This window comes from Nonomuraea maheshkhaliensis, from assembly GCF_039529435.1.
Taxonomy (GTDB): Bacteria; Actinomycetota; Actinomycetes; order Streptosporangiales; family Streptosporangiaceae; genus Nonomuraea; species Nonomuraea maheshkhaliensis.
In genome coordinates this window covers 21,768-43,490 of the sequence record NZ_BAAAMU010000030.1, presented here as the reverse complement: position 1 = coordinate 43,490, position 21,723 = coordinate 21,768, and the positions used below count along the sequence as shown (strand labels likewise).

At 72.0% G+C, this 21,723-nt stretch carries 26 protein-coding genes; 13 read left to right on the top strand and 13 right to left on the bottom strand.

The genetic code is table 11. From position 1 onward, the window contains the following. Positions 1–22: 22 nt before the first annotated feature. Entirely contained in the window at positions 23–1,381 is a 1,359-nt protein-coding gene (gene gdhA, locus ABFX54_RS21595; protein WP_346107400.1) for an NADP-specific glutamate dehydrogenase, read from the bottom strand. A gap of 251 nt (positions 1,382–1,632) precedes the next feature. Between gdhA and ABFX54_RS21590 the strand changes: the two genes are divergently transcribed. Further along, positions 1,633–1,920, top strand: a complete 288-nt coding sequence (locus tag ABFX54_RS21590) for a DUF3040 domain-containing protein (protein ID WP_346107399.1) — start codon at positions 1,633–1,635, stop codon at positions 1,918–1,920. Positions 1,921–1,935: 15 nt separating this feature from the next. Here the strand turns inward: ABFX54_RS21590 and ABFX54_RS21585 are convergent, their stop codons facing one another. Beyond that, positions 1,936–2,367 (bottom strand): hemerythrin domain-containing protein, encoded by a 432-nt coding sequence (locus ABFX54_RS21585; protein WP_346107397.1) that lies wholly within the window; start codon positions 2,365–2,367, stop codon positions 1,936–1,938. A 192-nt stretch (positions 2,368–2,559) separates the two neighbouring features. Between ABFX54_RS21585 and ABFX54_RS21580 the strand changes: the two genes are divergently transcribed. Together ABFX54_RS21580 and ABFX54_RS21575 are read left to right on the top strand one after the other, a co-directional pair. Then, entirely contained in the window at positions 2,560–2,973 is a 414-nt protein-coding gene (locus tag ABFX54_RS21580) for an STAS domain-containing protein (protein WP_346107395.1), read from the top strand. A 68-nt stretch (positions 2,974–3,041) separates the two neighbouring features. Further along, positions 3,042–3,842, top strand: a complete 801-nt coding sequence (locus tag ABFX54_RS21575) for a hypothetical protein (RefSeq protein ID WP_346107393.1) — start codon at positions 3,042–3,044, stop codon at positions 3,840–3,842. Positions 3,843–3,888: 46 nt separating this feature from the next. On the opposite strand, the gene ABFX54_RS21570 is transcribed toward ABFX54_RS21575, so the two are convergent. Next, the gene (locus ABFX54_RS21570; RefSeq protein WP_346107391.1) at positions 3,889–4,548 is read right to left on the bottom strand and encodes a response regulator; all 660 of its coding nucleotides are present in this window, start codon (positions 4,546–4,548) and stop codon (positions 3,889–3,891) included. Beyond that, positions 4,545–5,702: a sensor histidine kinase gene (locus tag ABFX54_RS21565; RefSeq protein WP_346107475.1), complete on the bottom strand. Its 1,158-nt coding sequence runs from the start codon at positions 5,700–5,702 to the stop codon at positions 4,545–4,547. The genes ABFX54_RS21570 and ABFX54_RS21565 overlap by 4 nt, the downstream gene beginning before the upstream one ends. A gap of 368 nt (positions 5,703–6,070) precedes the next feature. Here ABFX54_RS21565 and ABFX54_RS21560 point away from each other — a divergent pair, with 368 nt between their 5' ends. Then, positions 6,071–6,910 carry an alpha/beta hydrolase gene (locus tag ABFX54_RS21560; RefSeq protein WP_346107389.1) on the top strand — a complete coding sequence of 280 codons (840 nt, stop codon included), beginning with the start codon at positions 6,071–6,073 and terminating at the stop codon, positions 6,908–6,910. A gap of 112 nt (positions 6,911–7,022) precedes the next feature. On the opposite strand, the gene ABFX54_RS21555 is transcribed toward ABFX54_RS21560, so the two are convergent. Then, a complete protein-coding gene (locus ABFX54_RS21555; protein ID WP_346107387.1) occupies positions 7,023–7,763 on the bottom strand; it encodes a TetR/AcrR family transcriptional regulator in 741 nt (246 codons plus the stop codon). Positions 7,764–7,827: 64 nt separating this feature from the next. Here ABFX54_RS21555 and ABFX54_RS21550 point away from each other — a divergent pair, with 64 nt between their 5' ends. Beyond that, positions 7,828–8,670 (top strand): SDR family NAD(P)-dependent oxidoreductase, encoded by an 843-nt coding sequence (locus ABFX54_RS21550; protein WP_346107385.1) that lies wholly within the window; start codon positions 7,828–7,830, stop codon positions 8,668–8,670. Positions 8,671–8,749: 79 nt separating this feature from the next. On the opposite strand, the gene ABFX54_RS21545 is transcribed toward ABFX54_RS21550, so the two are convergent. The 3 genes from ABFX54_RS21545 to ABFX54_RS21535 form a co-directional block, all read right to left on the bottom strand. Further along, a complete protein-coding gene (locus ABFX54_RS21545; RefSeq protein WP_346107384.1) occupies positions 8,750–9,577 on the bottom strand; it encodes a maleylpyruvate isomerase family mycothiol-dependent enzyme in 828 nt (275 codons plus the stop codon). A gap of 142 nt (positions 9,578–9,719) precedes the next feature. Further along, positions 9,720–9,938, bottom strand: a complete 219-nt coding sequence (locus ABFX54_RS21540; RefSeq protein WP_346107382.1) for a hypothetical protein — start codon at positions 9,936–9,938, stop codon at positions 9,720–9,722. A gap of 70 nt (positions 9,939–10,008) precedes the next feature. Beyond that, positions 10,009–10,227 carry a hypothetical protein gene (locus ABFX54_RS21535; protein WP_346107380.1) on the bottom strand — a complete coding sequence of 73 codons (219 nt, stop codon included), beginning with the start codon at positions 10,225–10,227 and terminating at the stop codon, positions 10,009–10,011. Between the two features lie 412 nt (positions 10,228–10,639). Between ABFX54_RS21535 and ABFX54_RS21530 the strand changes: the two genes are divergently transcribed. Beyond that, positions 10,640–11,020, top strand: a complete 381-nt coding sequence (locus ABFX54_RS21530) for a protein kinase domain-containing protein (protein WP_346107378.1) — start codon at positions 10,640–10,642, stop codon at positions 11,018–11,020. On the opposite strand, the gene ABFX54_RS21525 is transcribed toward ABFX54_RS21530, so the two are convergent. Next, positions 10,992–11,405 (bottom strand): hypothetical protein, encoded by a 414-nt coding sequence (locus tag ABFX54_RS21525; RefSeq protein ID WP_346107473.1) that lies wholly within the window; start codon positions 11,403–11,405, stop codon positions 10,992–10,994. The two genes, ABFX54_RS21530 and ABFX54_RS21525, sit on opposite strands and share 29 nt — an antisense overlap. Before the next feature lie 115 nt (positions 11,406–11,520). Between ABFX54_RS21525 and ABFX54_RS21520 the strand changes: the two genes are divergently transcribed. Then, positions 11,521–12,156, top strand: a complete 636-nt coding sequence (locus tag ABFX54_RS21520; protein WP_346107376.1) for an Lrp/AsnC family transcriptional regulator — start codon at positions 11,521–11,523, stop codon at positions 12,154–12,156. Here ABFX54_RS21520 and ABFX54_RS21515 read toward each other — a convergent pair. After that, a complete protein-coding gene (locus ABFX54_RS21515; protein ID WP_346107374.1) occupies positions 12,151–12,330 on the bottom strand; it encodes a TetR/AcrR family transcriptional regulator C-terminal domain-containing protein in 180 nt (59 codons plus the stop codon). The two genes, ABFX54_RS21520 and ABFX54_RS21515, sit on opposite strands and share 6 nt — an antisense overlap. Between ABFX54_RS21515 and ABFX54_RS21510 the strand changes: the two genes are divergently transcribed. From ABFX54_RS21510 to ABFX54_RS21500, 3 genes are all read left to right on the top strand, one after another. After that, positions 12,329–12,670, top strand: a complete 342-nt coding sequence (locus ABFX54_RS21510) for a hypothetical protein (protein WP_346107373.1) — start codon at positions 12,329–12,331, stop codon at positions 12,668–12,670. The two genes, ABFX54_RS21515 and ABFX54_RS21510, sit on opposite strands and share 2 nt — an antisense overlap. Positions 12,671–12,878: 208 nt before the next feature. Beyond that, the gene (locus ABFX54_RS21505) at positions 12,879–13,499 is read left to right on the top strand and encodes a helix-turn-helix domain-containing protein (RefSeq protein WP_346107372.1); all 621 of its coding nucleotides are present in this window, start codon (positions 12,879–12,881) and stop codon (positions 13,497–13,499) included. Positions 13,500–13,525: 26 nt separating this feature from the next. Beyond that, positions 13,526–14,041: a GNAT family N-acetyltransferase gene (locus ABFX54_RS21500; protein ID WP_346107371.1), complete on the top strand. Its 516-nt coding sequence runs from the start codon at positions 13,526–13,528 to the stop codon at positions 14,039–14,041. Between the two features lie 13 nt (positions 14,042–14,054). Here the strand turns inward: ABFX54_RS21500 and ABFX54_RS21495 are convergent, their stop codons facing one another. After that, positions 14,055–14,522 carry a GNAT family N-acetyltransferase gene (locus ABFX54_RS21495; RefSeq protein ID WP_346107369.1) on the bottom strand — a complete coding sequence of 156 codons (468 nt, stop codon included), beginning with the start codon at positions 14,520–14,522 and terminating at the stop codon, positions 14,055–14,057. 184 nt (positions 14,523–14,706) lie between these two features. Here ABFX54_RS21495 and ABFX54_RS21490 point away from each other — a divergent pair, with 184 nt between their 5' ends. After that, positions 14,707–15,264, top strand: a complete 558-nt coding sequence (locus ABFX54_RS21490) for a hypothetical protein (RefSeq protein WP_346107367.1) — start codon at positions 14,707–14,709, stop codon at positions 15,262–15,264. A gap of 83 nt (positions 15,265–15,347) precedes the next feature. On the opposite strand, the gene ABFX54_RS21485 is transcribed toward ABFX54_RS21490, so the two are convergent. Together ABFX54_RS21485 and ABFX54_RS21480 are read right to left on the bottom strand one after the other, a co-directional pair. Next, a complete protein-coding gene (locus ABFX54_RS21485) occupies positions 15,348–16,574 on the bottom strand; it encodes a hypothetical protein (protein ID WP_346107365.1) in 1,227 nt (408 codons plus the stop codon). Beyond that, positions 16,571–17,671 (bottom strand): HesA/MoeB/ThiF family protein, encoded by a 1,101-nt coding sequence (locus tag ABFX54_RS21480; protein WP_346107363.1) that lies wholly within the window; start codon positions 17,669–17,671, stop codon positions 16,571–16,573. The genes ABFX54_RS21485 and ABFX54_RS21480 overlap by 4 nt, the downstream gene beginning before the upstream one ends. Positions 17,672–18,027: 356 nt before the next feature. On the opposite strand from ABFX54_RS21480, the gene ABFX54_RS21475 reads away from it, so the two are divergent. Continuing rightward, positions 18,028–20,883, top strand: coding sequence for an AfsR/SARP family transcriptional regulator (locus ABFX54_RS21475; RefSeq protein ID WP_346107362.1), 2,856 nt, complete (start codon positions 18,028–18,030; stop codon positions 20,881–20,883). A gap of 35 nt (positions 20,884–20,918) precedes the next feature. Next, positions 20,919–21,683: a MerR family transcriptional regulator gene (locus ABFX54_RS21470; RefSeq protein WP_346107360.1), complete on the top strand. Its 765-nt coding sequence runs from the start codon at positions 20,919–20,921 to the stop codon at positions 21,681–21,683. The last annotated feature ends 40 nt before the right edge of the window (positions 21,684–21,723 follow it).

Sequence of the window (21,723 nt, the reverse complement as noted above, 5' to 3'; positions counted from 1 at the left end):
CAGCGGGACGGGAGATGCCCGCTCAGACCAGGCCCAGCGCCAGCATGGCGTCCGCCACCCGGCGGAAGCCGTCGATGTTGGCGCCGGCCACGTAGTTGCCGGGCATGCCGTACTCGTCGGCCGTCTGCAGGCAACGCCCGTGGATGTCGCGCATGATCTCCTGGAGGCGGTGCTCGGAGAACTCGAACGTCCACGAGTCGCGGCTGGCGTTCTGCTGCATCTCCAGCGCGCTGGTCGCGACCCCGCCCGCGTTGGCCGCCTTGCCCGGCCCGAACGCGACGCCCGCCTCCAGGAACACCTTGATGCCCTCCGGCGTGGTCGGCATGTTGGCGCCCTCGCCGACCGCGACGCAGCCGTTGTCCACCATGAACGCGGCGTCGCGGCCGGTGATCTCGTTCTGCGTGGCGGACGGCATCGCCACCTCGCAGGGCACCTCCCACACGCTGCGATCCGGGACGAAGGTGACGTGCTCGCCCCGGCGGGCGGCGTAGGTGTCCAGGCGGCCGCGTTCGTGCTGCTTGATCTGCTTGAGCAGGTCCAGGTCGATGCCCTTCTCGTCGAGCACGTAGCCGGAGGAGTCGGAGCAGGCCACCACGACGCCGCCGAGCTGCTCGATCTTCTCGATCGTGTAGATCGCCACGTTGCCGGAGCCGGACACCACGGTCCGCCGGCCGTCGAACGACGTGCCACGCGCCTTGAGCATCTCCTCCACGAAGAAGGCGCAGCCGTAGCCGGTGGCCTCGGTCCGCACCTGCGCGCCGCCGTACGCGAGCCCCTTGCCGGTGATCACCCCGGACTCGTAGCGGTTCGTGATGCGCTTGTACTGGCCGAACAGGTAGCCGATCTCCCGCCCGCCGACGCCGACGTCACCCGCGGGCACGTCGGTGTACTCGCCGATGTGCCGGTAGAGCTCCGTCATGAAGCTCTGGCAGAAGGCCATCACCTCGCGGTCGGAACGGCCCTTGGGATCGAAGTCCGAGCCGCCCTTGCCGCCGCCGATGGGCAGGCCCGTCAGGCCGTTCTTGAAGATCTGCTCGAAGCCGAGGAACTTGACGATACCCAGGTAGACCGACGGGTGGAAGCGCAGCCCGCCCTTGTAAGGGCCGAGCGCGCTGTTGAACTCGACCCGGAAGCCCCGGTTGATCTGCACCTCGCCGCGGTCGTCCATCCAGGGCACCCGGAAGATGATCTGCCGTTCCGGCTCGCAGATGCGCTCGATGATCTTCGATTCGGCGTACTCGGGGTGCTTGCCGAGAGCCGGGCCGACGCTTTCGAGCACCTCGCGGACCGCCTGGTGGAACTCGGCCTCTCCAGGGTTGCGGCGCAGGACGTTGTCGTAGATCGACGACAGCTTTTCGTGCAAGGTGCTCTCTCCCCACATGCTTGGCGTAATGGCCCTCACTTTACGGTTTGGTGTGTTGTGAGAAGTACGCGCCCCGGTCTGGCCGATCAGTCGGCCGTCCCCGCCGGCGCCGGGGTTCGGCGGTCACCCGCGTACGGGACGCGTTTCCGGCCGGATCTGCAGGGCAACCACCTCGCATAGGGCGCGATCTGCTGAAGGGAGCGGCGAGCGGCCTCGCCGATCCCGCCGCCGAGCCGGTCGGACGCCCGTGACGGCGATGGAGCTGGACGATGGAGCTGTCGGACTGGGAACGTCGCGTTCTGGGCGAGATCGAACAGGATCTCCGCCGTGAGGACCGTGCGTTCGTCCACCGGGTCGAGTCGTTCGCCGCCGCCTGCCGCAGGAAGGAGAGGCGGCGCTCCGGCCGGGGTGAGGTGTGGTGCGTCCTGCTGGTGGTCATCGTGCTGGCCACGCTGCCGATCCTGCTGGTCCTGCTGGCCGGCCACGCCGGCGCCCCCGCGGTGCCTCCCGTGCCCGCGCCCGGCCTCACCTGGGGAATCGTCAGCCCGCCGATGTGACGTCCTGCGCGGCGGTCAGGGACGGGCCTTCGCCAGGGCGCGCAGCTCATGCTGCCGGCGTTGCCGGAACTGCTTGCCCAGGTCGCGCAGCCGCCGTTCGTCCGTCGTGCGGGCCAGCAGCGGCAGCAGCGTGCTCTCCTCCTCCTGCACGTGACGACCGACCGTGAGCGCCAGGAGAGCGTGGACGCCGGCGAACTCCGCGCTGCCGGGCTCGGCCCGCCGCAGCGCGTCCAGCAGCACCTCCGCCTCCTTGTGCTGCTCCAGGCCGTGATGGGCGTCGAGCAGGGGATAGACCACGTCTTCCTCGGCGCGAGCATGGGCGGTGATCAGGGCGTGCAGCGCGCCCACGATGGCCCGCCGGTCGCCCTTGCCGGTGTTCAGCCTGGCGAACAGCTCCTCCACCTTGCGGTGGTCGGCCAGGATGAACGTGATGACGTCGTCAGCCATGGCCGCCCGCTACCCCGTTCACCCAGGGGCAAGCGCGGCCCTCATGACGCCGGCGGACGACGGCGCGCGGCGGCGGCAGGGCCTCACATCCGCCGTCAGGGAAAAGTGAGCGGGCGATTGAGACGATCGGCTGGGGGTACGTGAGGGGACTCAGCGCACCGAGCGGTGCGCGTGCACCAGCGAGGAACCCTCATGAGACTGGATCTCAGCGTCAGCATGTCCGCCGGCGCTCCCGTCGTCTCCATCGGTGGAGAGGTCGATCTGCTCGTCTCCGACGATCTGTACGAATTTCTCGCCACGGTGATCAGCCAGCGCGGCCCCCGGCTGAGCGTGGACCTGCGGCGGGTGACCTTCATGGACTCCAGCGGCGCCTCCGCCCTCCTGTCCGCCCGCAGGCTGGCCCGCGCGCTCGGCGGGAACCTCACCCTGATCGGCCCCAGCGCTCCTGCGGCACTGGTGCTGCGGACCGTCCTCCCCGACCAGCCCCTTGGATCGGCCGACCAGGATCTCAGACTGGCCGGCCAGGATCTCGGACCGTCCCAGGATCTCGGACCGTCCGATCAGGCTCTCGGAGCGGAGCCTTCCGGTGCGACCGGCCCGGGGTGATTCCGGGCGCCGTCGCTGGGTAGCACCAGGGGCCCGCACGCAGGTTACCGACGGTGAGGAGCGGGCCGATGAGGCAGCCGGGCACATCCCTTGCGAGGTCGGCGCTGGCCGCCACCTTCGGCACGGCGGCGCGCCTGCGGCACGGACGGCCGTTGCACCCGGTCGGGCTGGTGCTGGACGCACATATGCGACTGCACGGCGCCCCGCGCCCGTGGGGGACTCCGTTCCTCGACCAGGTGATGGAGCTGCGTGGGGTCGCCCGCCTGTCCCGCTCCGTCGGGGTGCCCCCGCCGCTGCCCGACGTCCTCGGCATCGCGCTCCGCTGGGAGCAGCAGGACGGCACCGTCGCCGACCTGCTGCTGGCCGGCACCGGCCGCAACCGGATCGGCCGGCGGGTGCTCCGCCCCGCGGGCCGGTGGACGGGGATGTACTCCAGCCTGTTCCCCTACCAGGTGGGGGAGCGGCGGCTGCTGCTGGGCGCGTTGCTGCACACGCCCGTGTCGCTGCCCGCCACGTTCGACGCGCTGGCGCTGGCCGCCGAGTTCGGTCCGGTCGTGCTCGAACTGCTGGTCGCCGCGCCCACGGGGCCGTGGCGGCTGTTCGGCCAGGTGCAGCTTTCCGCTCCGGCGCGGCCCGACGCGGAGCGCCCGATGCGGTTCGACCCGATCAGGCATCCCATCCAGGGGCTGCGGCCGGCGGGCCGGCTGAACGCGATCCGCGGCGCCGCCTACACGGCCGCTCAGCGCGTGCCCGATGTGCCGGCGAAGACCGTGCTCCACGCGGGCGCGGCGCGCCACGACCGCGTCGCGGCCACCGGCTCAGCGCGCCGGGCCGAGCCGGTGGCCGCGTCGAGCCGGCGGCCCAGGTGATCGTGCGGGGCCGGAGGGTTCAGGTGGTCGCTCGGAGCCAGGCGGTTCAGGTGACCAGGCCGTTGCGGTAGGCGTACACCACCGCCTGTACGCGGTCGCGCAGGTCGAGCTTGGTCAGGATGCGCGACACGTACGTCTTGACCGTCTCCTGGCTGATCACCAGCGTCGCGGCGATCTCGCTGTTGGACTGGCCGTCGGCGATGAGCCGGAGCACCTCCAGCTCGCGCGGTGTGAGCGCGACGTTGTCCGGTGTGTCCTCCGTGGGACGGATCCGCGAGGCGTACCTGCCGACGAGTTTCCTGGTCACCTCGGGTGCCAGCAACGCGGCGCCCGTCGCGACGGTGCGGATGCCGTGCAGCAACTGCGCCGGAGGGGCGTCCTTGAGCAGGAAGCCGCTGGCGCCCGCGCGCAGTGCCTCGTAGACGTACTCGTCCAGGTTGAACGTCGTCACCACGAGCACCTTGATGGGGTCGGTGACCCCGGCGCCGGCCAGCAGGCGGGTCGCCTCGATGCCGTCGAGCACCGGCATGCGCACGTCCATGACCACCATGTCGGGCTTGAGGCGCCGGGCGAGCTCGACCGCGGCGCGCCCGTCGCCGCACTCGCCGACCACCTCAAGGTCGGGCTGCGCGTCGATGATCGTCGCCAGCCCGGTGCGGATCAGTGTCTGGTCGTCGCAGATCAGGACCCTGATGGGCGCGGTCACGACAGGCTCCCCGCCGGGACGTGGGCCCGTACCACGAAGCCGCCGCCCGCCTGCTCGTTCGCGCTGAACTCGCCGCCCAGGGCGTCGACCCGGTCGCGCAGCCCGGCCAGGCCGCGACCGCTCCCGCCGGGCGAGCCGGCTCGCGAGCCGGAACCCTCGGTGCTGACCTCCACGCTGATCTCCTTCTCGCCGTAGCGCACGCGGACCACAGTAGGGGCGCCATGGGCATATTTGAGGGCATTCGTCAGAGACTCCTGGACGACCCGGTAGGTGACGAACTCCGCGCTGCCGGCCGGATCGGCGGCCTCGCCCTCCTCGGTGAACTCGACCGGCTGCCCGGCCTGGCGGGTCTGCTCCACGAGGGCGTGCAGGTCGCCGGCCGTCGAGGACTCCCTGGGCTCGGTGTGGTGGCCGGGGTCGAGCAGGTCGAGCATGTGGCGCAGGTCGGTGATGGCCCGCCGGCCGGTGTCGGTGACGGCGCTGAGGGTCGCGTCGAGGCGGTCGGGCGCGGCGGTCAGGTAGCGGGCGGCCTCGGTCTGCACGACCATCGCGGTCACGTGGTGGGTCACCACGTCGTGCAGCTCGCGGGCGATGCGGGTGCGTTCGGCGGTACGGGTGGCCTCGGCGACGTGGCGGCGGCGTTCGGCCTCTGCCGCCCTGGTGCTGCGCAGCCAGGAGCCGATGCCCCACGCGAGCACCAGCAGGAGGTAGAAGACCACGTACCCTTCCAGCCGCTCCGTCGAGCCGAGCTGGTTGAGCGCGATCGCCAGCGGCACGTACGCCACCGAGAGCAGGACGGCGGCTACGCGCCGGCCACGTTCGAGATGGGCGCCGGCGCTGATGAGCGCGATCGGCAGCGCGATGCCGGTGAAGGTGTGGTACGCGAGGATCTCGTCGATGGCGAAGCCGAGTGTCACCAGGACGAGGCACACGGCCGGCCACCGCCGCCGCACGGCGAGCGGGAGGCACTGCAGGGCGATCACCATGTACGCCAGCGCGTCGAACGGACGGGTCGGCAGGTCACCGACCTGCGTCCCCTTGCCGTGCAGCACGGGAACGAGCGCGGCGGCGCCGAGCAGCAGCGCGAAGGCAAGGTCGCGGAGCACGACGTCACACCGCTGCCACAGGTCGGCGAGCCGCCGGAATGCGATCACCGCACGAGCGTAGCGGCCGGGCAGGACCCGCGACCACCGCGGAGAGGGACCGCGCTCACGGCCCTGCCACCGGTGCGGGGTGGCCGCCGCGGCGGCCACGAGTTGCTGCAACAGCCGCATGACGACTCCCTTGTGCTGGTCCCTCGCTCCGGCCGCGGCGGGAGCGCCGCGGTCTCGTCGAGAACGGTAGGAAATCGCCGCTCGCGAATCGTCACCGCGCGGTGGACATTCCGCGGTAGCTCGCACGGGGGACGCCTGCGCCGACTCAGGGGCCGGCTTTGGGGCCGAGTTAGGGGCGCGGCTTCCTGGAAAGGAGAAGTCCCTGGTCAGCGCGCGACGGGGGGACGAGCGCCGATGGGGGAGACGAGATGAGCCGTACAACTGCAGGGAAGACGGTGGCGATCATGGCCACGCTGACCGTGGCGGTCGCGACACATCCGGCCGCGGCGCACGCGCGCAGCCCGCTGCCCTGTCCGCCGGGCTCCGCCAAGCCGACGGTCGTCCTGGTGCACGGCGCGTGGGCGGACACGTCGAGCTGGAGCGGAGAGGTGGACGCCCTGCGCAAGGCCGGCTACACCGCGCGCGCCATCGGGAACCCGCTGCGCAACCTCGACGACGACGCCGCCACCGTCGCGGCCTTCCTGAAGACCGTCTCAGGGCCGGTCGTCCTCGTGGGGCACTCCTACGGCGGCTCCGTCATCACGAACGCCGCCGCGAACGCCGCCAACGTCAAGGCCCTGGTGTACGTGGACGCGGCCGTACCGGACAAGGGCGAGACCACCGCGCAGCTCAGCGGGGCGGGCTCCGCGCTCGACGCCGCCCCCGACACCCTGTACGACAAGGTGTCCTACGCGAACGCGCCCGTAGGCGCCAGGGACCTGTACCTCAAGCGGGAGCCCTTCCTCCGCTCGTTCGCCTCGGACCTGCCCGGGGACACCGCCGCGCGCCTGTGGGCCACGCAGCGGGCCGCCTCGACGAACGCGTTCCATACGCCGTCACGGGCCGCGGCGTGGAAGAAGATCCCGTCCTGGTACTTCGCCAGCACCGGCGACAGGATCATCACGATCGAGTCGCAGCTGTCGATGGCGAAGCGGGCCGGCTCGAAGGTGACCAAGTTCGCCGGGGGGTCACATCTGACGCTGGTCTCGCATCCGGAGGCGGTGGCGTCCGTGATCGGCTCGGCGGTCTGCTCGGTGAAAGGGGAGTAGCCGGTGAAGGGGGCGTAGCCGCGAGCCGGCCGCCGTGCGCTTGTCGCCGTCAGTGCCCGTTGTTGCGCGTCGGCCGCCGTCAGGGCCGGCCGCCGTCACGGTCGGGTGCCCGTCAGCGCCGGCCGGCCGTCGGCGTCGGGCCGCCTCCGGCCAGCCGGTCCAGCAACTCGCGCAGCAGGGCGTGCTCGCCGGCGGACAGCCCGGACGGGTCCTCGTCCACGAGGGCGAGCAGGGTCAGCGCCGCGCCGGCCCGCGTCGCGGGGACCGCCGCCCCGCCATGGGCGGGCCGTCCGGCGGCGGGCTGGAGTACGGCGGCCAGCGCCGCCTCGCGGACGCGGCCGGACAGCCCCATGTCGCGCTCGCCCACGGGCTGGGTGATCAGGCTCAGGGTGACGCCCACGTTCGCGGCCAGGATCTGCTCGGCCGCGTCGCCGACGGGGACCGTGAGCAGCCCTCGGCGGGCGGCCACGGTCAGCAGGTCGCGCAGCATGGCGTGCGCGGGCGCGGTGACCGCGCAGGGCTTGCCGGGCTCGGCGCGCCCGTAGAGCAGCGCGTAGAACGCGGGGTGTTCCAGGCCGAACGCGACATGCCGGTCCCAGCCGTGACGGAGGTCGTCCAGCGGGTCGCCCGTGGGGTCGGCCGGCTGGACGTACTGGGTGAAACCGTGGTTGATCACCGCGTCGATCAGGCCCTGCTTGCTGCCGAAGTGGTGGTACAGCGTGGGCGCCTGAACGCCGGCGCGCTCGCACACGGCGCGCGTCGACAGCGTGCCGTCGCCGGAGCCTTCGAGCAGTTCGGCGGCGGCGAGCAGCAGCCGGTCGCGGGCCTCGCCGCTCTGACCTCGGGTTCTCATGTCGCTATAGTATCTCGTATATAGCTACATTAATTTGTGTAGCGAATGTAGCAAGGGGGGACTCATGCAGACCTGGTTCATCACCGGTGGCACGCCCGGCGGTTTCGGCATGGCCTACGCCGACGCGGCGCTGGAGGGCGGGGATCGCGTCGTGCTGACCACGCGCCGCCCGGAGGAACTGCGCGGGTGGGCGGCTCCGTACGGCGACAGGGTGTTCGTCCTGCCGCTCGACGTCACCGACACCAAGCAGGTCGAGGCCGCCGTGGCCGAGGCCGAGAGCCGGTACGGAGCCATCGACGTGCTGGTCAACAACGCCGGCCGCGGCTGGTTCGGCTCCGTCGAGGGCATGGACGAAACCGCGCTGCGTGACGAGATCGAGCTGAACTTCTTCTCCGTGCTCGCCGTGACCAGGGCTGTGCTGCCCGGCATGCGCAGGCGGGGGAGCGGCTGGATCGTCAACATGTCCTCGGTCGCCGGCCTGGTCGGGATCAAGGGCTTCGGCTTCTACAGCGCGGCCAAGTTCGCCCTCGAAGGGATGACCGAAGTGCTGCGCCAGGAGGTGGCGCCGTTCGGGATCAAGGTGCTCGCCGTGGAGCCGGCGGCCTTCCGCACCCGGGCGTACGCCGGCTTCGCCGCCGAGTCGGTCGACGACGACCTGCCGGCGTACCGGCCGATGCTGACCGAGGTGCGGGCCGCCATGGTCGCGCAGGACGGGCGGCAGCCCGGCGATCCCGTGCGTGGCGTCCGGGCGGTGCTGGCCGCGATGAGCCAGGACGACCCGCCGCGGCGGCTCGTGCTCGGGAGCGAGGGGTACGACGCGGTGGCCGGGCAACTGGAGGCGATGCTCAGCGAGCTGCGCGGGCAGGAGGCGGTCGCGCGGGGCGCGGACTTCCCGCCCGGTCGGTGAAGGGGATCGCCTGGTGAGGGAAGCCCCTGAAAGGGGGCCGTCCTGTCAGGACCTCATCCCCCTTCCGGCCTGCGCCGCCTCAGAGCCACCCAGGGAGCTGGGGCGCCGGCCCGCCGTCCGGACCGGTGACACCGCGCGCCGGGCGACCGGAGAGGTAGGCGGCCAGGCCGGCGAGGGTGCCGGTGACCTCGATGCGGGCACCTGAGTCCGCGACGTCGGGAGTGCCCGTGCCCGCGATAGTGGGGCCAGCGGCGTCCGGGTCCGTGACGGTGGGAGCGTCCGAGCCCGCGACGGTGGGGGCGACGCCTGAGCCGGCGATCGTCCACGTTCCGTCGTGATCGGTGGCCGTGAGGGTCAGTGCCGGGCCGCCGGCGCCGGAGCGGCCGGCGGAGATGTCGTCGATCAGCGCGACGAGGAACCCGGCCGGGAGGTCGTCGAACGTCACCCCGGCGTCGAGGTCCACGGCGTGCACCATGAACTCGCGTGCGCGCATCCAGGGGACCTCGCTTGCCGGGATGGCCTGGCCCCGGGAGGTGCGGACCTCACGGCTCCACTGCCGCTCGTCCAGCTCGGCCAGCCGCGCGTCAAGGGCGCCGGACGCCCGGACGGCCCAGGCCCGCAGCTCGGCCGCCGGCAACTTCGCGCCCGCCTCGATGTCGGCGTCGCGCTGCTCACGGGAGGCGTACATCGGCCGCTCCTCGCCCGTACGCGCCCAGTACGCCAGGTTGGTCAGCGCGTCGGCGTTGGCGGCCACGTGGGCCAGCAGGTGCTTGCCGCTCCATTCGTCCAGCGCCGACGGCCCGTCCAGCCGCTCGTCCGGCATCGCGGCCAGGGCGTCGAAGAAGATCCTTGTGCCCTCGGCCAGCCAGCGCATGCTGTCGGCGAGGGTGCGCTTCGTACCCGTCACAGGATCACTCCCGAACGGCCGGTCTCGGCGTGGATGGACACATCGCCTCCAGTGGTGGGATCGACGCATCGTATCGCCGCGTGATCAGGCTCCCGCGCGGCGGCCTGGCCGTTCGTGCTGCCCGGTGACGTACGGGGACTCCTTACTGCCGCTCCATGACGATGACGGGAGCCAGCAGGCAGCGTGCGCCGGTCCACAGGTCGTGGGCTGCGGTGACGTCGGCGCAGAGGTTGGCGTGTGAACGCGCGGCTGCGGTGGCCTTGCCGGATGCGACGGTGATGGCCAGGAGTAGGGCTGCGGCGAGGAGCAGGCCCGCCACCAGCGCGGTGGTGCGGATGAGGCCATGGGCGAGCGGTGGCATTGGTACTCCTTCTCGTCGGGCGGTCGTTTTCTGTGGGGCGATCGGGGGAGCAGCACGACCTTGGCCGCACCTACTCGCGATCCACGATGATCACCGGAGCCAGTAGGCACCGGGTGCCGGTCCACAGGTCGTGGGTCGCGGCGACGTCGGCGCAGACGGTGGCGTGGGAGCGCGCAGCCGCGGTGGCCTTGCCGGACGCGACGGTGATGGCCAGAAATAGCGCTGCGGCGAGGAGTAGGCCTGAGGCCAGTGCGGTGGCGCGGATGAGGCTGTGGTTGGACAGCGGCATGAGCGCTCCTTCGGCGTGAGCGATCGTTCTCCGTGGGCGATCGTTTTCCATGGGGTGTGCGGTGGGCGGCACCACGACTGTCGGTGAGGTGTGGGGGTGCGTCAAGGGAGGGTGGCTCAGGTTTGTCACTTGTGACAAAGCGTTGGTGGTAGCGGGTGCTGCGCCGTTCGTGTGTGCGGTCTGTACGGGTGCCGAGGCCGTGGTGGGACGTGCCCCCTGTATGCCGGTATTCCGGCTAGGGTGCTGAAGATCCATCATTGTCGTCATCGGAGTGTCATGCCGCAGGCCGAACCCCTCCGGGAGGGGGATCCCCTGCTGTTGGGCCCTACCGGGTGCTAGCCCGCCTTGGCGCGGGTGGTCAGGGTGTCGTCTACCTGGGACAGCGGCCCGACTCGGCACTCGTGGCCATCAGGTGTTCCGTGATGGGCGGGCCGATGACCGGTTCGCCAAGGAGATCGAGGCGGCGCGGCGGGTGGAGCCGTTCTGCATCGCGCAGGTGCTGGACGCCTCGGTGAGCGGGCGGCCGTACATCGTGACCGAGTACGTCGAAGGCCCGCCGCTCAGTGAGGCGGGCCGGCACACTGGAGCGGACCTGCAGCGGCTGGCGGTCGCGACGGCGACGGCGCTGGCCGCGATCCACCGGGCCGGGGTGGTGCACCGCGACTTCAAGCCGGCCAACGTGCTGCTCGCCGGTGAGCTCGCTCGGGCTGACGGGGGGTACTCTCACGGGGCACTCCTGTGTCGTGCTGGAAGAAGCTGGCGTGTCAGAAGAAGCCGAGGCGCGGGGCCGTGACGTCGATGGTGTCCTTGACCAGCGCCAGCGCCGCCCCCAGCGGACTCGACCGCCCCCCGCTCACGACCACGTCCCCGGCCTCCTGACAGCCGAACACGACCGCCTTCTCCGGCCCGGAGAGCGCATACAAGGGGTCACCCGGCTCCGTCTCCTCCAGCCGTACCTCGACGAGAAGCGGCTGGTCGGCGCGGGCACTCGCCACGGCGCGCAACCGGCGCCCTCTGGAGAGCGCGTCCAGCGCGGCGGCGGCGCAGGACTGGTCCACCGGTTGCGCCTCCACCCGCACCGACGCCGCGTCCCAGCCCCAGGCCAGCGCCGCCAGCAGCCGTACCTTCGTGGCGGAGTCGGCGCCGGACAGGTCGGCGGTGGGGTCCGCCTCCGCGATGCCGCGACGCGCTCCTCCGGGCGCGACCGCGCCCAGGGCGAGCGCGCGGCGGCGTCGAGCACCCGGTCCACGCCCTCAGGGTCTGGACGAACTGTCCGGCTACCTCCTCGATCTCGTGGCGCGGATCCCGGGCATCTCCAAGATCCGCAGCCACGTGGTCACCCGGTCAACCCTGGAGGCCAGCCGCTGGCGGGAGGGCGCGCTCAACCTCGAGCAGCGGCGCCGCCTCGGCTCCGACGCGGGGCGCGGCTCAGGCGGCGCGGGCCTGCTCGACGACGTCGATCTGCGCATCCTGCGCGCGCTGCACACCGACGGGCGGATGTCGTTCGAACGGCTGGCCGAGTACGCGGGCATCGGCCCGGTGCCGGTGCGGCGGCGGCTGACGCGCATGCAGCAGGCGGGGCTCGTCACCTTCCGCTGCGACATCTCCCGCCATCTGTCCGGCCGGTCGGTCTCCGCGGTCTACTTCGGCTCGCTGGACGTCCAGGACCTGAGCGCCGCCGAAGAACGCATCCGTGCGCTGCCGGGGGTGCGTGCCTCCACGTTCGTCGCCGGGCCGTTCAACGTGATCGTGGACGCGTCGCTGCGATCGACGGCCGAGGTGCCCGATCTGGAGTGGCTGATGAGCCAGGAGGTGCCGGCGCTGCGCACCCAGGACCGGTCACTGGTGCTGAGCATGACCAAGCTGCTGGGCTGCATTCTGGACGCCGAGGGACGATCCGTGCGCGCGGTGCCGCTCATCCCCTCATGAGAGGCCGGGCCGGCGGTAGGCGCGCAGGAACGCGTCCACCCCGTCGGCGATCACCGTCACGATCTCCGCTTCGTCCGCCCCACCCCTTGCCTCCTGGGTGTCCAGCGTGTCCAGCACCAGGCCGATCGTCAGGGCGGTGAAGTGGCGCGCCGCGAGGCGGGGGTCGGCGGCCATGAGCTCGCCGCCGGCCGATCAGGACAGGGCCGTCTTCACACCGCCCGGCCGGCCCGCCGGCACGTACTACCGCGAGCTGCACGCGGACGGCTCCGCGCTCGGCGCGCTCCAGGTGGGAACGCTCAGGGAGAGCCCTTCCGACGGCGGGGAGGTGTGGGCGATCGGCGAGGGGGCACTGGCGTGGATCACGATCGCGCTGCTCCGCCTCCTGGCGTCCTATGCCACCCGCGCTGACGAGACCGGCTCGGGGGAGGGTGCCGTCGAGGCCGTGGTCATCCCCGCCACCGGCGACCCGCCCGCCACACCGTCGTCCTGGCGGCGTGCTCGTCTCCCGCCCTGACGGCGACGGCGCGACCGCTCGTCCTCGACCTGCTGCGCCGGTTCGGGCTGTCGGAGTCACGCCACATCGACCCGGCCGGCGTCCTGCGGCGCAGGCACTTCACCGGTCACGACGAGCTGATCCACACCTGGGCCGACGCGATCGGAGTCGCGTCGGAGCCCTGATCACGCCCGGCCGTCCGTCCCTGATCAGGGATAGGATCCCATATATGAGAAGCCTCCAGCGGCAGGCGCCCGGCAGCAGTGGCCCCGACCGTCCAAGCGATCCATCTCTCGGCGATGTCGATGCTCGCCTGGCCGGTCGGCTCGCCGAGTTGCGGATCGACCGCGGCTGGTCGCTCGACGATCTCGCCGGCCGGACGGGCGTGAGTCGTTCCACCCTGTCCCGGCTGGAGCGGGCGGAGATCAGCCCGACGGCGGCGCTGCTGGGCAAGCTGTGCGCGGCCTACGGCCGGACGATGTCGCACCTCCTGGCCGAGGTGGAGGCGGAGCCGCCGCAACTGGTGCGTTCCGCCCGGCAACTGGTGTGGCGGGACGAGGAGTCGGGCTTCACCCGCCGCTCGGTGTCCCCGCCGCACCCCGGGCTCAAGGGCGAGCTCCTCGAAGGCCACCTCCTGCCGGGCGCGGACATCCCCTACGACCGGCCACCCGTCCCCGGCCAGGAGGAGCACATCTGGATTTTGGAGGGCACGCTCGAACTCACCGTGAACGGCGTCGTGCACGAGCTCCAGACGGGTGACTGCCTGCGCTTCCGGCTGTGGGGGCCGTCTCACTTTCACAATCCGGGCCCCGGCCCGGTCCGCTATGCCGTGATGATCGTTCTGCCGTGACCGGACAGCCGAGAGACGAGGACGTCATGACAGAGCCCGAGACGATCATCCGCCCCGCGACCGCGGAAGACCTCAAGGACGTGGCGGAGATCTACGCCCACTACGTCACCCACACCGTGATCACCTTCGACCAGACCCCGCCGCGCCTCGCCGACTGGCAGCAGCGCCTTGCCGACCTCGCCGCCCGCGGGCTGCCGTTCCTGGTCGCCGAGCACTCGGGCGACGTGGCCGGCTACGCCTACGCCGGTCAGTGGCGCCCCAAGCCGGCCTACCGCTACACGGTGGAGAACTCGATCTACCTGGTTCCCGGCCTGACCGGCAGAGGACTGGGCGGCGCCCTGCTCGGCCCCCTGATCGACCGGTGCGCGACGGCGGGCTTCCGCCGCATGATCGCCGTCATCGCCGACATCGGAAACCCCGCCTCGGTCACCCTGCACGAACGATTCGGCTTCACCCACGCGGGCCGGCTGATCGGCGTCGGTCACAAGCACGGCCGCTCGATCGACACGATCCTCATGCAACGAGCCCTCACCGCCGGCTGAGCCGCGTGCGGGGTTAGAGCCGCCTCGTCATGAAAACGCTGTGCGCATCAGGCCGATAGTCCGCGAAGGGCTCGCAGTACGCGAAGCCGAACCTCTCGTACAAGCTCCTCGCGGGCAGGAAGAACGCGGTCGAGCCGGTCTCCAGACTCAACCGGGTGAACCCCATGGCCTTGGCCTCGGCCAGGATGTGCTCCATGAGCAGGGACGCGATCCCCGTACGTTTGCGGTCGGCGGCGGTGCGCATCGACTTCAACTCGGCGTGCGCCGCGTCCAGCCTCTTGACCGCCCCGCACCCGACCACCGTCTCGCCGTCCAGTGCCGACCAGAACGTGATCTCGGGCCTGCGCAACGCGTCGAGATCGAGCGCGTGCACGCTCTCCTCGGGCGTGGTGGCCCGCATCTCCCGCATGTGCTCAAGGAGAAACGCGGCGATCTCCGCCCCGGACAGATCGTCGACGACGATCCTCACCTGATTTCCCACATTTGAGACTCTATCCCATATCAGGGATATCGACTGTGGCGCCGGTGCGTAGTCGTCGATCTATGCCTTTCCCATCCTTGGACCATCGATGAACCAGCCCGGCGGGTGTCATCTCCATGAACGCCGACGGCAACAGCTACCTTTCCACGCAGATCAGAGGTCCGCCGAAAGCCCGGAGCAGCACATGAACAAGATCGGGAAATTCGCCGCAGTTCTCGCCATCACCGTGAGCGGCGCCCTCGTGGCCGGCGGCGGATCGCCGGCCCTGGCAGACCCCCACCCCGTCTTCGATGCCATCGACGACATCGTGCCGGACGCGGGTTTCCTGCCGAATCTGAGCAAGGCGGCTTCGATGCTGTGCACTCCCGGGGCGCGGAACTTCGACGTCAAGAGCGACGGAGACCGGATACCCATCCGCCGCATCGACAACTGCGCACTGAGCCGGCAGCAGAATTCGGCGCCCCCGCCGGACGGCGGCCCCCGCTCCGAGACGGTGGTGGAGATGCAAGATTGCGCGGCCGGTGACCGGATGTGCGCAGCCACGGCGAGGTGTCCAGGGGGGAGGAGCGCGACCGACGGCGGTTTCCGCCTCATTCCCGGCGGATCCGGAGGGTGGACCGCTACGGAGAACCACGCCGTCAACGACGACGCCGGATCCGGATGGTTCGTCGAAGTCGCTGATGTCCCGGACGACCTGGTATTCCTTCAGGTGTACGCCGTCTGCACCTACGCGACCCCATAACCACATCCCTCAGGGGTGGGAGGAACGGGCGAACTCGGCGGGAGTCTGGCCGTACCGGCTCTTGAAGGCATCGAGCTGTGATGTCAGGAGCGGCGGGTGGCCAGGCGGCCCACGTGTTCCTTGACGGCCAGGATCAGGGCCAGCGTCTCGGGGCCGAGCAGCAGTCCGGCGCAGAGCAGCCGGTACCAGAAGCCCACCGTCAACGGCCCCTCGGCCAGCCCTTCCGCGGCCCAGCGCAGGACCTCGGCGAAGACCGGCAGCAGCAGGAGACAGAACCAGGCGGCCCCGCCGGCCCCGCCGGCCAGCCACACCCAGCGGAACCAGCGCCCGGTACGCAGGTCGGCCTCGCTCGCGTCCGCCAGCTCCGCGGCCTCCTCCGCGCTCAGCCGGCCGAACGCCCGCTTCAGCATCAGCGACTTCACCCGCCACAGGTTGCGGCAACCGAGCGCGTTGACCAGCACCGCGTACAGGTCGGTGCGCAGGAAGACGAGGCACTGCCAGAGCATCTGCATGACCTTGATGAACACCCAGGCGGCCAGCAGCGACCCCACCGGCTCAGGGGCCCGCCAGAGGCCGAGATCGATCAGCAGCCGACCGGTGAGCAGGGCGGCGAGCAGCACGGAGTCCACGGCCAGGCCGGCCAGCAGCGGGCCGTAGCGGACCCGGCGCGGCAGCGTCCACAGCTGGGTGAGGTCCGTCTCGAAGACCAGCATGATCATGCGGCGGTCGACGCCGAAGCGGGTCTGGATGCCGAGCGCCCGCGCGCCGAGCCAGTGGCCCACCTCGTGGCTGGCCGCCGCGAACCAGACGAACGGCAGCCAGGCCAGCGCGCTCAGCCCGATGTCGGCGAAGGGGAACGCGTCGGTGGCGGGCACGGGGATCAGATTCGGCCGGACGGCGAAGACGCCCAGCGAGAACAGCAGGCAGGCGGCGTAACAGGTCCAGGCCACCCGGCCGAAGAAGGGGCGGACGATCTCGGGGCGGACGCTGGTCATCCAGCGGCGGGCCTGGATCGGCGCGGTGCGTACGGGATCGGGCGCGGCGGCCTCGTCCGAGGGGTCGGCCAGGAAGCCGAGTTCCCCGAGCGTCTCCACGAACGACGGCACGTTCACCGGCTCGCCGGCGAACTCCTCCGCCTCGGCAGCCGCCTCCTCGACGCTCGCTCCCCGCTGGAGCGCGGCGATCACCACCCCGCCGACCGCCGGAATCGTCACGAACGTGCCGGTGGCGGGGTCGCCGACCAGCACCTCGTCCTCACCCTCCGGTACGACGCTGAGCGCCTTGAGCGCGACGGTCCCCGTGGCCGTCATGGACGCTCACCCGCGCGCGGCGGCGCCAGCCGGCAGACCCGGCAGTCGGGATTCCTGGGCAGGGCCTGCCACGAGGGCGTCAGCCCTTCGCGCAGATCGAGGGTCACCCGGAAGCCGGCCGCGCGCGGCGGCTCGTAGCCGGTCAGGTAGCGCTGCGCCTCGAACGCGAGCAGCGAGCCGACCTGCATCGCCATCGGCCCCGTGAGCGGGTTGCTCAGCTTCATGTTCTCCACGATCCGGTACGCGATCCCCTCCGAGGTGTCCTCGGCGGGCCGGTCCGCGTAGTCGCAGGCCAGGCAGGCCGTGCGGCCCGGATCCACGGAGAGGTACATCAGCTGCGTCCGGTTCGCGCCACCCAGCACGTACGGGACCCCGGCCCGGACGGCGGCCTCGTTGGCCCAGAGGTTGGCGTGCGGATGCCCGTCGAGCCCGCCCGCGATCAGGTCGATGCCCTCGACCAGGTCCGCGAGGTCCTCGGGGCAGGAGACCCAGCGATCGACGGCGTTCACCTTGATGCCCGGGTCGTAGTCGCGCACCCACGCGGCCGCGCGCTCGGCCTTGGACAGGCCGATGTCGGCGTGCCGGTAGAGGAACTGCCGGGCGAAGTTACGGGGTTCGACGCGGTCCTGATCGACCAGCGTCAGCTCGCCGACACCGAGGCCGGCCAGGCACTGCACGAGGGAGGAGCCGCCGCCGCCGACGCCGAGCACCAGGACGTGCGCGTCGCGCATCGGGCGCTGGAAACCGGCGCGATGGCGGTCCAGGGCGGCGTAGGTGCCGTAGAAGCAGAGGTTGGAGAAGTGGCGTTCGTCCTCGTCCGGGTCGCCGAGGCTCCTGCCGTCGGCGTCCTCGACCAGGCCCAGGGAGTCGAGCCCGCGCAGACCCTGGCCGACGTCCTGCGCCGAGACGTCGAACCCGCGCGCGCCGAGGGCTTCGCTCAGCTCGGCCGCCGTCCGCGGGGCCCGGCGCAGCTCGCTCAGGAGCGCGGCGACCTGCCCGTCGGGATCGCTCAGGGTGATCGCCTCGCGGGCGTCGAAGACCACGAGCAGATCCTCGCCGTCCGCCTCCCAGTCACATTCCTTCAACGCCACACGCATTCGTGCCTCCAGCGCCAGTACGCAAAATGGGGCCCCGCGGGGAGGGCGACGGCGCTGCGCGACGTGAGTGTCGTCGTCTCGTCCTCCTCCCCGCGGAGAAATCGCCAGGCGGTGTCAGCGCCTCACGTGGCGGGGTTCTGGGTGGCCTTGACGGACTCGACCTTCTTGACCTTGATCTCCATGACATTCCTCCTCGTGAGGTTCCGCGGCCGTGAGTGCCGCTTGAGGAAAGAGTGGTCTTAGGTGCTGAAATAGCGCTGAATTTCCGCTGAGCCGGCGGTTAGGCTGCCATGAGATGATCACCGCCGGGCACTCGCGGAGGCATGGGGGTGGCTGGAAGACGTGGGTGGTTGACCGTGGACGGCCTTGAGTTCCGCCTGCTGGGGCCGGTGGGGGTGTGGGACGCCGGGCGACGGCTCGGCCCCGCCACCGCCCAGCAGCGGACCGTGCTGGCGATACTGCTGCTCGAAGCGGGGCGTCCCGTGCCGGTGACGCGGCTGGTGAGCGCGTTGTGGGGGGCCGAGTCGCCCGAGTCCGCGCGTAACGCCGTGCAGGGGCACATCTCCCGGCTGCGGCGGTTGCTGGCGCCGTACGAGGAGGCCGAGCTGGTGACCACGGCGCACGGCTACTGCCTCACGGTGGCCCGCGACCGCATCGACCTGTTCCGCTTCCGCGAGCTGGTCCGCGCGGCCGGAAGCGCCGGCGGCGAGAGCGGGGCGGGCTTTGACGGCGGCGCTGAGCGCGCCGCCGGGCTGCTGCGCGCCGCGCTGGCGCTGTGGCAGGGAACGGCGCCGCTGGCCGACGTGGCCGGCAGGTGGCTGCCCGACGTCGTCGTTCCCGGCATCGAGGAGGAACGGCTGACGGCGCTGGAACGGCGGCTCGCGCTCGACCTGCGGCACGGGCGGCACCAGGAGGCGGCGGCGGAGCTGACGGCCCTGGTCGGGGAGCATCCGCTGCGGGAACGCCTGGTGTCCCTGCTCATGACGGCGCTGCTGCGCTGCGACCGCAGGACCGAGGCCCTGGCCGTCTTCCGCCGCGTCAGACGCGGCTTCGCCGAGGAGCTCGGCATCGAGCCCGGCGAGGAGCTGCAACGCCTCCACCAGGCGATCCTGGCCGGCCGCGACACCACGACGGCACCCGCCGGGGTCGTCGCCGTGCCGCGTCATCTGCCCCCTGACACCGAGCTGTTCACCGCCAGGGAGGAGGAGCTGGCCGCCCTGGACCGGCTGACGCTCCCGGCCCCTGACTCCGCCGCCACGCACGCCATGGCCTCGTGCGTGATCACCGGTACCGGAGGTGTCGGCAAGACCACCCTGGCCGTGCACTGGGCGCACCGGGTGAGCGACCGTTTCCCCGACGGTCAGCTCTACGTCAACCTCCAGGGGTACGGCCCCACCCACATCGCCCGGCCGCCCGGTGAGGCGGTGCGGCTGTTCCTGGACGCGCTGGGGGTGCCGTCCGAGCTGGTGGGGGCCACGCTGGAGGCGCAGGTCGGGCTCTACCGCAGCCTGCTGGCGGAGCGGCGCATGCTGATCCTGCTCGACAACGCCCTCGACTCCGACCAGGTACGGCCGCTGCTGCCGAACGCGCCCGGCTGCCTGGCCCTGATCACCAGCAGGGCCGAGCTGACCGGCCTGGTCGCGGCGGAGGGCGCCCGCACGCTGTCGCTGGGGCTGTTCTCGCCCGAGCAGTCCCGCCTGCTGCTGACCCGCCGGCTCGGCGTGGACAAGGTGGACGCCGAGCCCCGGGCGGTGGACGACATCGTCTCCCGCTGCGCCGGGCTGCCGCTGGCCCTGGCGATCGTGGCCGCCCGCGCCCAGACGCGCTCGTCGTTCCCCCTCAAAGCCCTGATCTCGGGCCTGGACCATGCGGAGGGGGAGGGGAACGCGGGCCCGCGCGGTGACGGCGGGCTGGACGTCTTCGACGGCGGCGACGCCTCGACGAACATGCGTACCGTCCTGTCCTGGTCCTACCGCGCGCTCACCCCCGACGCCGCCCGCCTGTTCCGCCTGCGCGGCCTCCTGCCCGCGCCCGAGATCTCCACCGCCGCGGCCGCCAGCCTGGCCCAGATCCCGGTACCCCAGGCGCATCGCCTGCTGACCGAGCTGACCAGGGCGAGCCTGGCCGTGGAGCGCACCCCAGGACGTTACGGCCAGCACGACCTGCTGCGCGCGTACGCCGAAGAGCTGACCCGCCTGCACGACTCCGGCGCCGAGCGCCACGAGGCGCTGCACCGGCTGCTCGACCACTACCTGCACAGTGCCTGCCTGGGCGACCGCCTCCTCGACCTCTACCACCGCGTCCCCTTGACCCCGACGCCGCCCCGGCCCGGCGTGGTCGTCTCCCGCATCACCGACCGCGCGCAGAGCGAGGCCTGGTTCGGCCGCGAGCACCGGACGCTGCTGGCCGCGATCAGGCACGCCGCGCGCCTCGGGTTCGACCGGCACGCCTGGCAGCTGGCCGGCGCCTGCTGGGGCTTCCTGTCGCAGGAGGGACGCTCGGACGACCAGGCGGCCGTGCACCACATCGCGCTGGAGGCGGCGACCCGGCTGGACGACCCCGCCGCGCAGGCCCACGCCCACGTGGGCCTGGCCCAGGCCCTCATCCGGCTCGGCCAGGACGCCACCAGCGAGGCCCACCTGCGCGCGGCGCTCGACCTGTTCGGCGGGCAGAACGACGCGGTCGGGCAGGCGATCTGCCTCATCTACCGCAGCGTGATCGAGGACCGCCGCGGCCGGTACGACGAGGGCCTGCGCCTGAGCGACCAGGCACTCCGCCTCTGCCGGGCGGCCGGCGACCGGGCGGGCGAGGGCCGGGTGCTGAACAACATCGGCTGGTTCCACGCCCAGCTCGGCGCGTACGGGGAGGCGCTGAGCCGCTGCCAGGAGGCCCTGGCCATCCACCGCGAGATAGACGACCTGCCCGGCGAGTCCGCCACCCTCGACAGCCTGGGCCACATCCACCACCTGCTCGGCCAGTACGAGCAGGCGATCACCTATTACCGCAGGTCCCTGGCCTGGCGGCGGGGCGGCAAGCGCGCGCTCGGCGCCAGGACGCTGCGCCGGCTCGGCGAGGCGCAACTGGCGGCGGGCCGGCCGCGCGAGGGCCGCTCGACCCTCCAGCGCGCCCTCGCCCTCACCGCCGAACTCGCCCCCGGCGACGCCGACGCCCTCCGCGCCCGCCTCGCCGACCTGGACGAACCCACCGACTGACCTGCTCTGCGGACACCGCGGAGGAGAATCGGCTCGTGGCAGCAGAACCCTCGACTCATCCCGGCGCCGGGCGGACGGCGTTGCGGCCGGTGGACCTGGCGCGCGAGGTGGGCGTCTCCACCCAGCAGATCCGCAACTACGCCGACGCCGGCATCCTGCCGCCGGCCGAGCGCACGCCCTCCGGCTACCGCAGGTTCGACACCCGGCACCGTGCCGCCCTGCTCGCGTACCGGAGGCTGGCCAGGGGCTTCGGCTGGGACACCGCCCGCGCGGTCATGCAGGCCATCCACGAAGGGGACGTACCACGAGGACTCGCCCTCATCGACGCGAGCCATGCGGCCCTGCACGGCCGGCGCCAGGAGCTCCAGGCGACGAGCGAGGCCCTGCACGCCGTGGCGAGCGCCGCCCAGGCCCCGGACGCGCCCGCGCGTGTGATGCGGATCGGGGACGCCGCCAGGCACCTCGGGCTGCGTGCCTCGGCGCTGCGGTTGTGGGAGTCGGCCGGACTGCTCAGGCCGCCGCGCGAGCCAGGCACCGGCTACCGGCGCTACGGCCCCGACGACGTCCGCGACGCCCGGATGATCAACATCCTGCGCCAGGGCCGCCACCCCCTGCCGCAGATCAGGGCCCTGCTCGACGAGCTGCGCAGGACGGGGAGCACGCGGGCGCTGCGGAGCGCGATCGAGGAGCGGCGGGCGGAGCTCACCCGTACGGCGGCGGCCATGCTGACGGGCTCCGCCGCCCTGCACCACTACCTGAGCACGGACGCGCCGGAAGGCGGTCTCTTCCCGGGCGCGTGAGCTGCGATCGTCGAGTTGAGACTTTCCGGCCACGACTTCG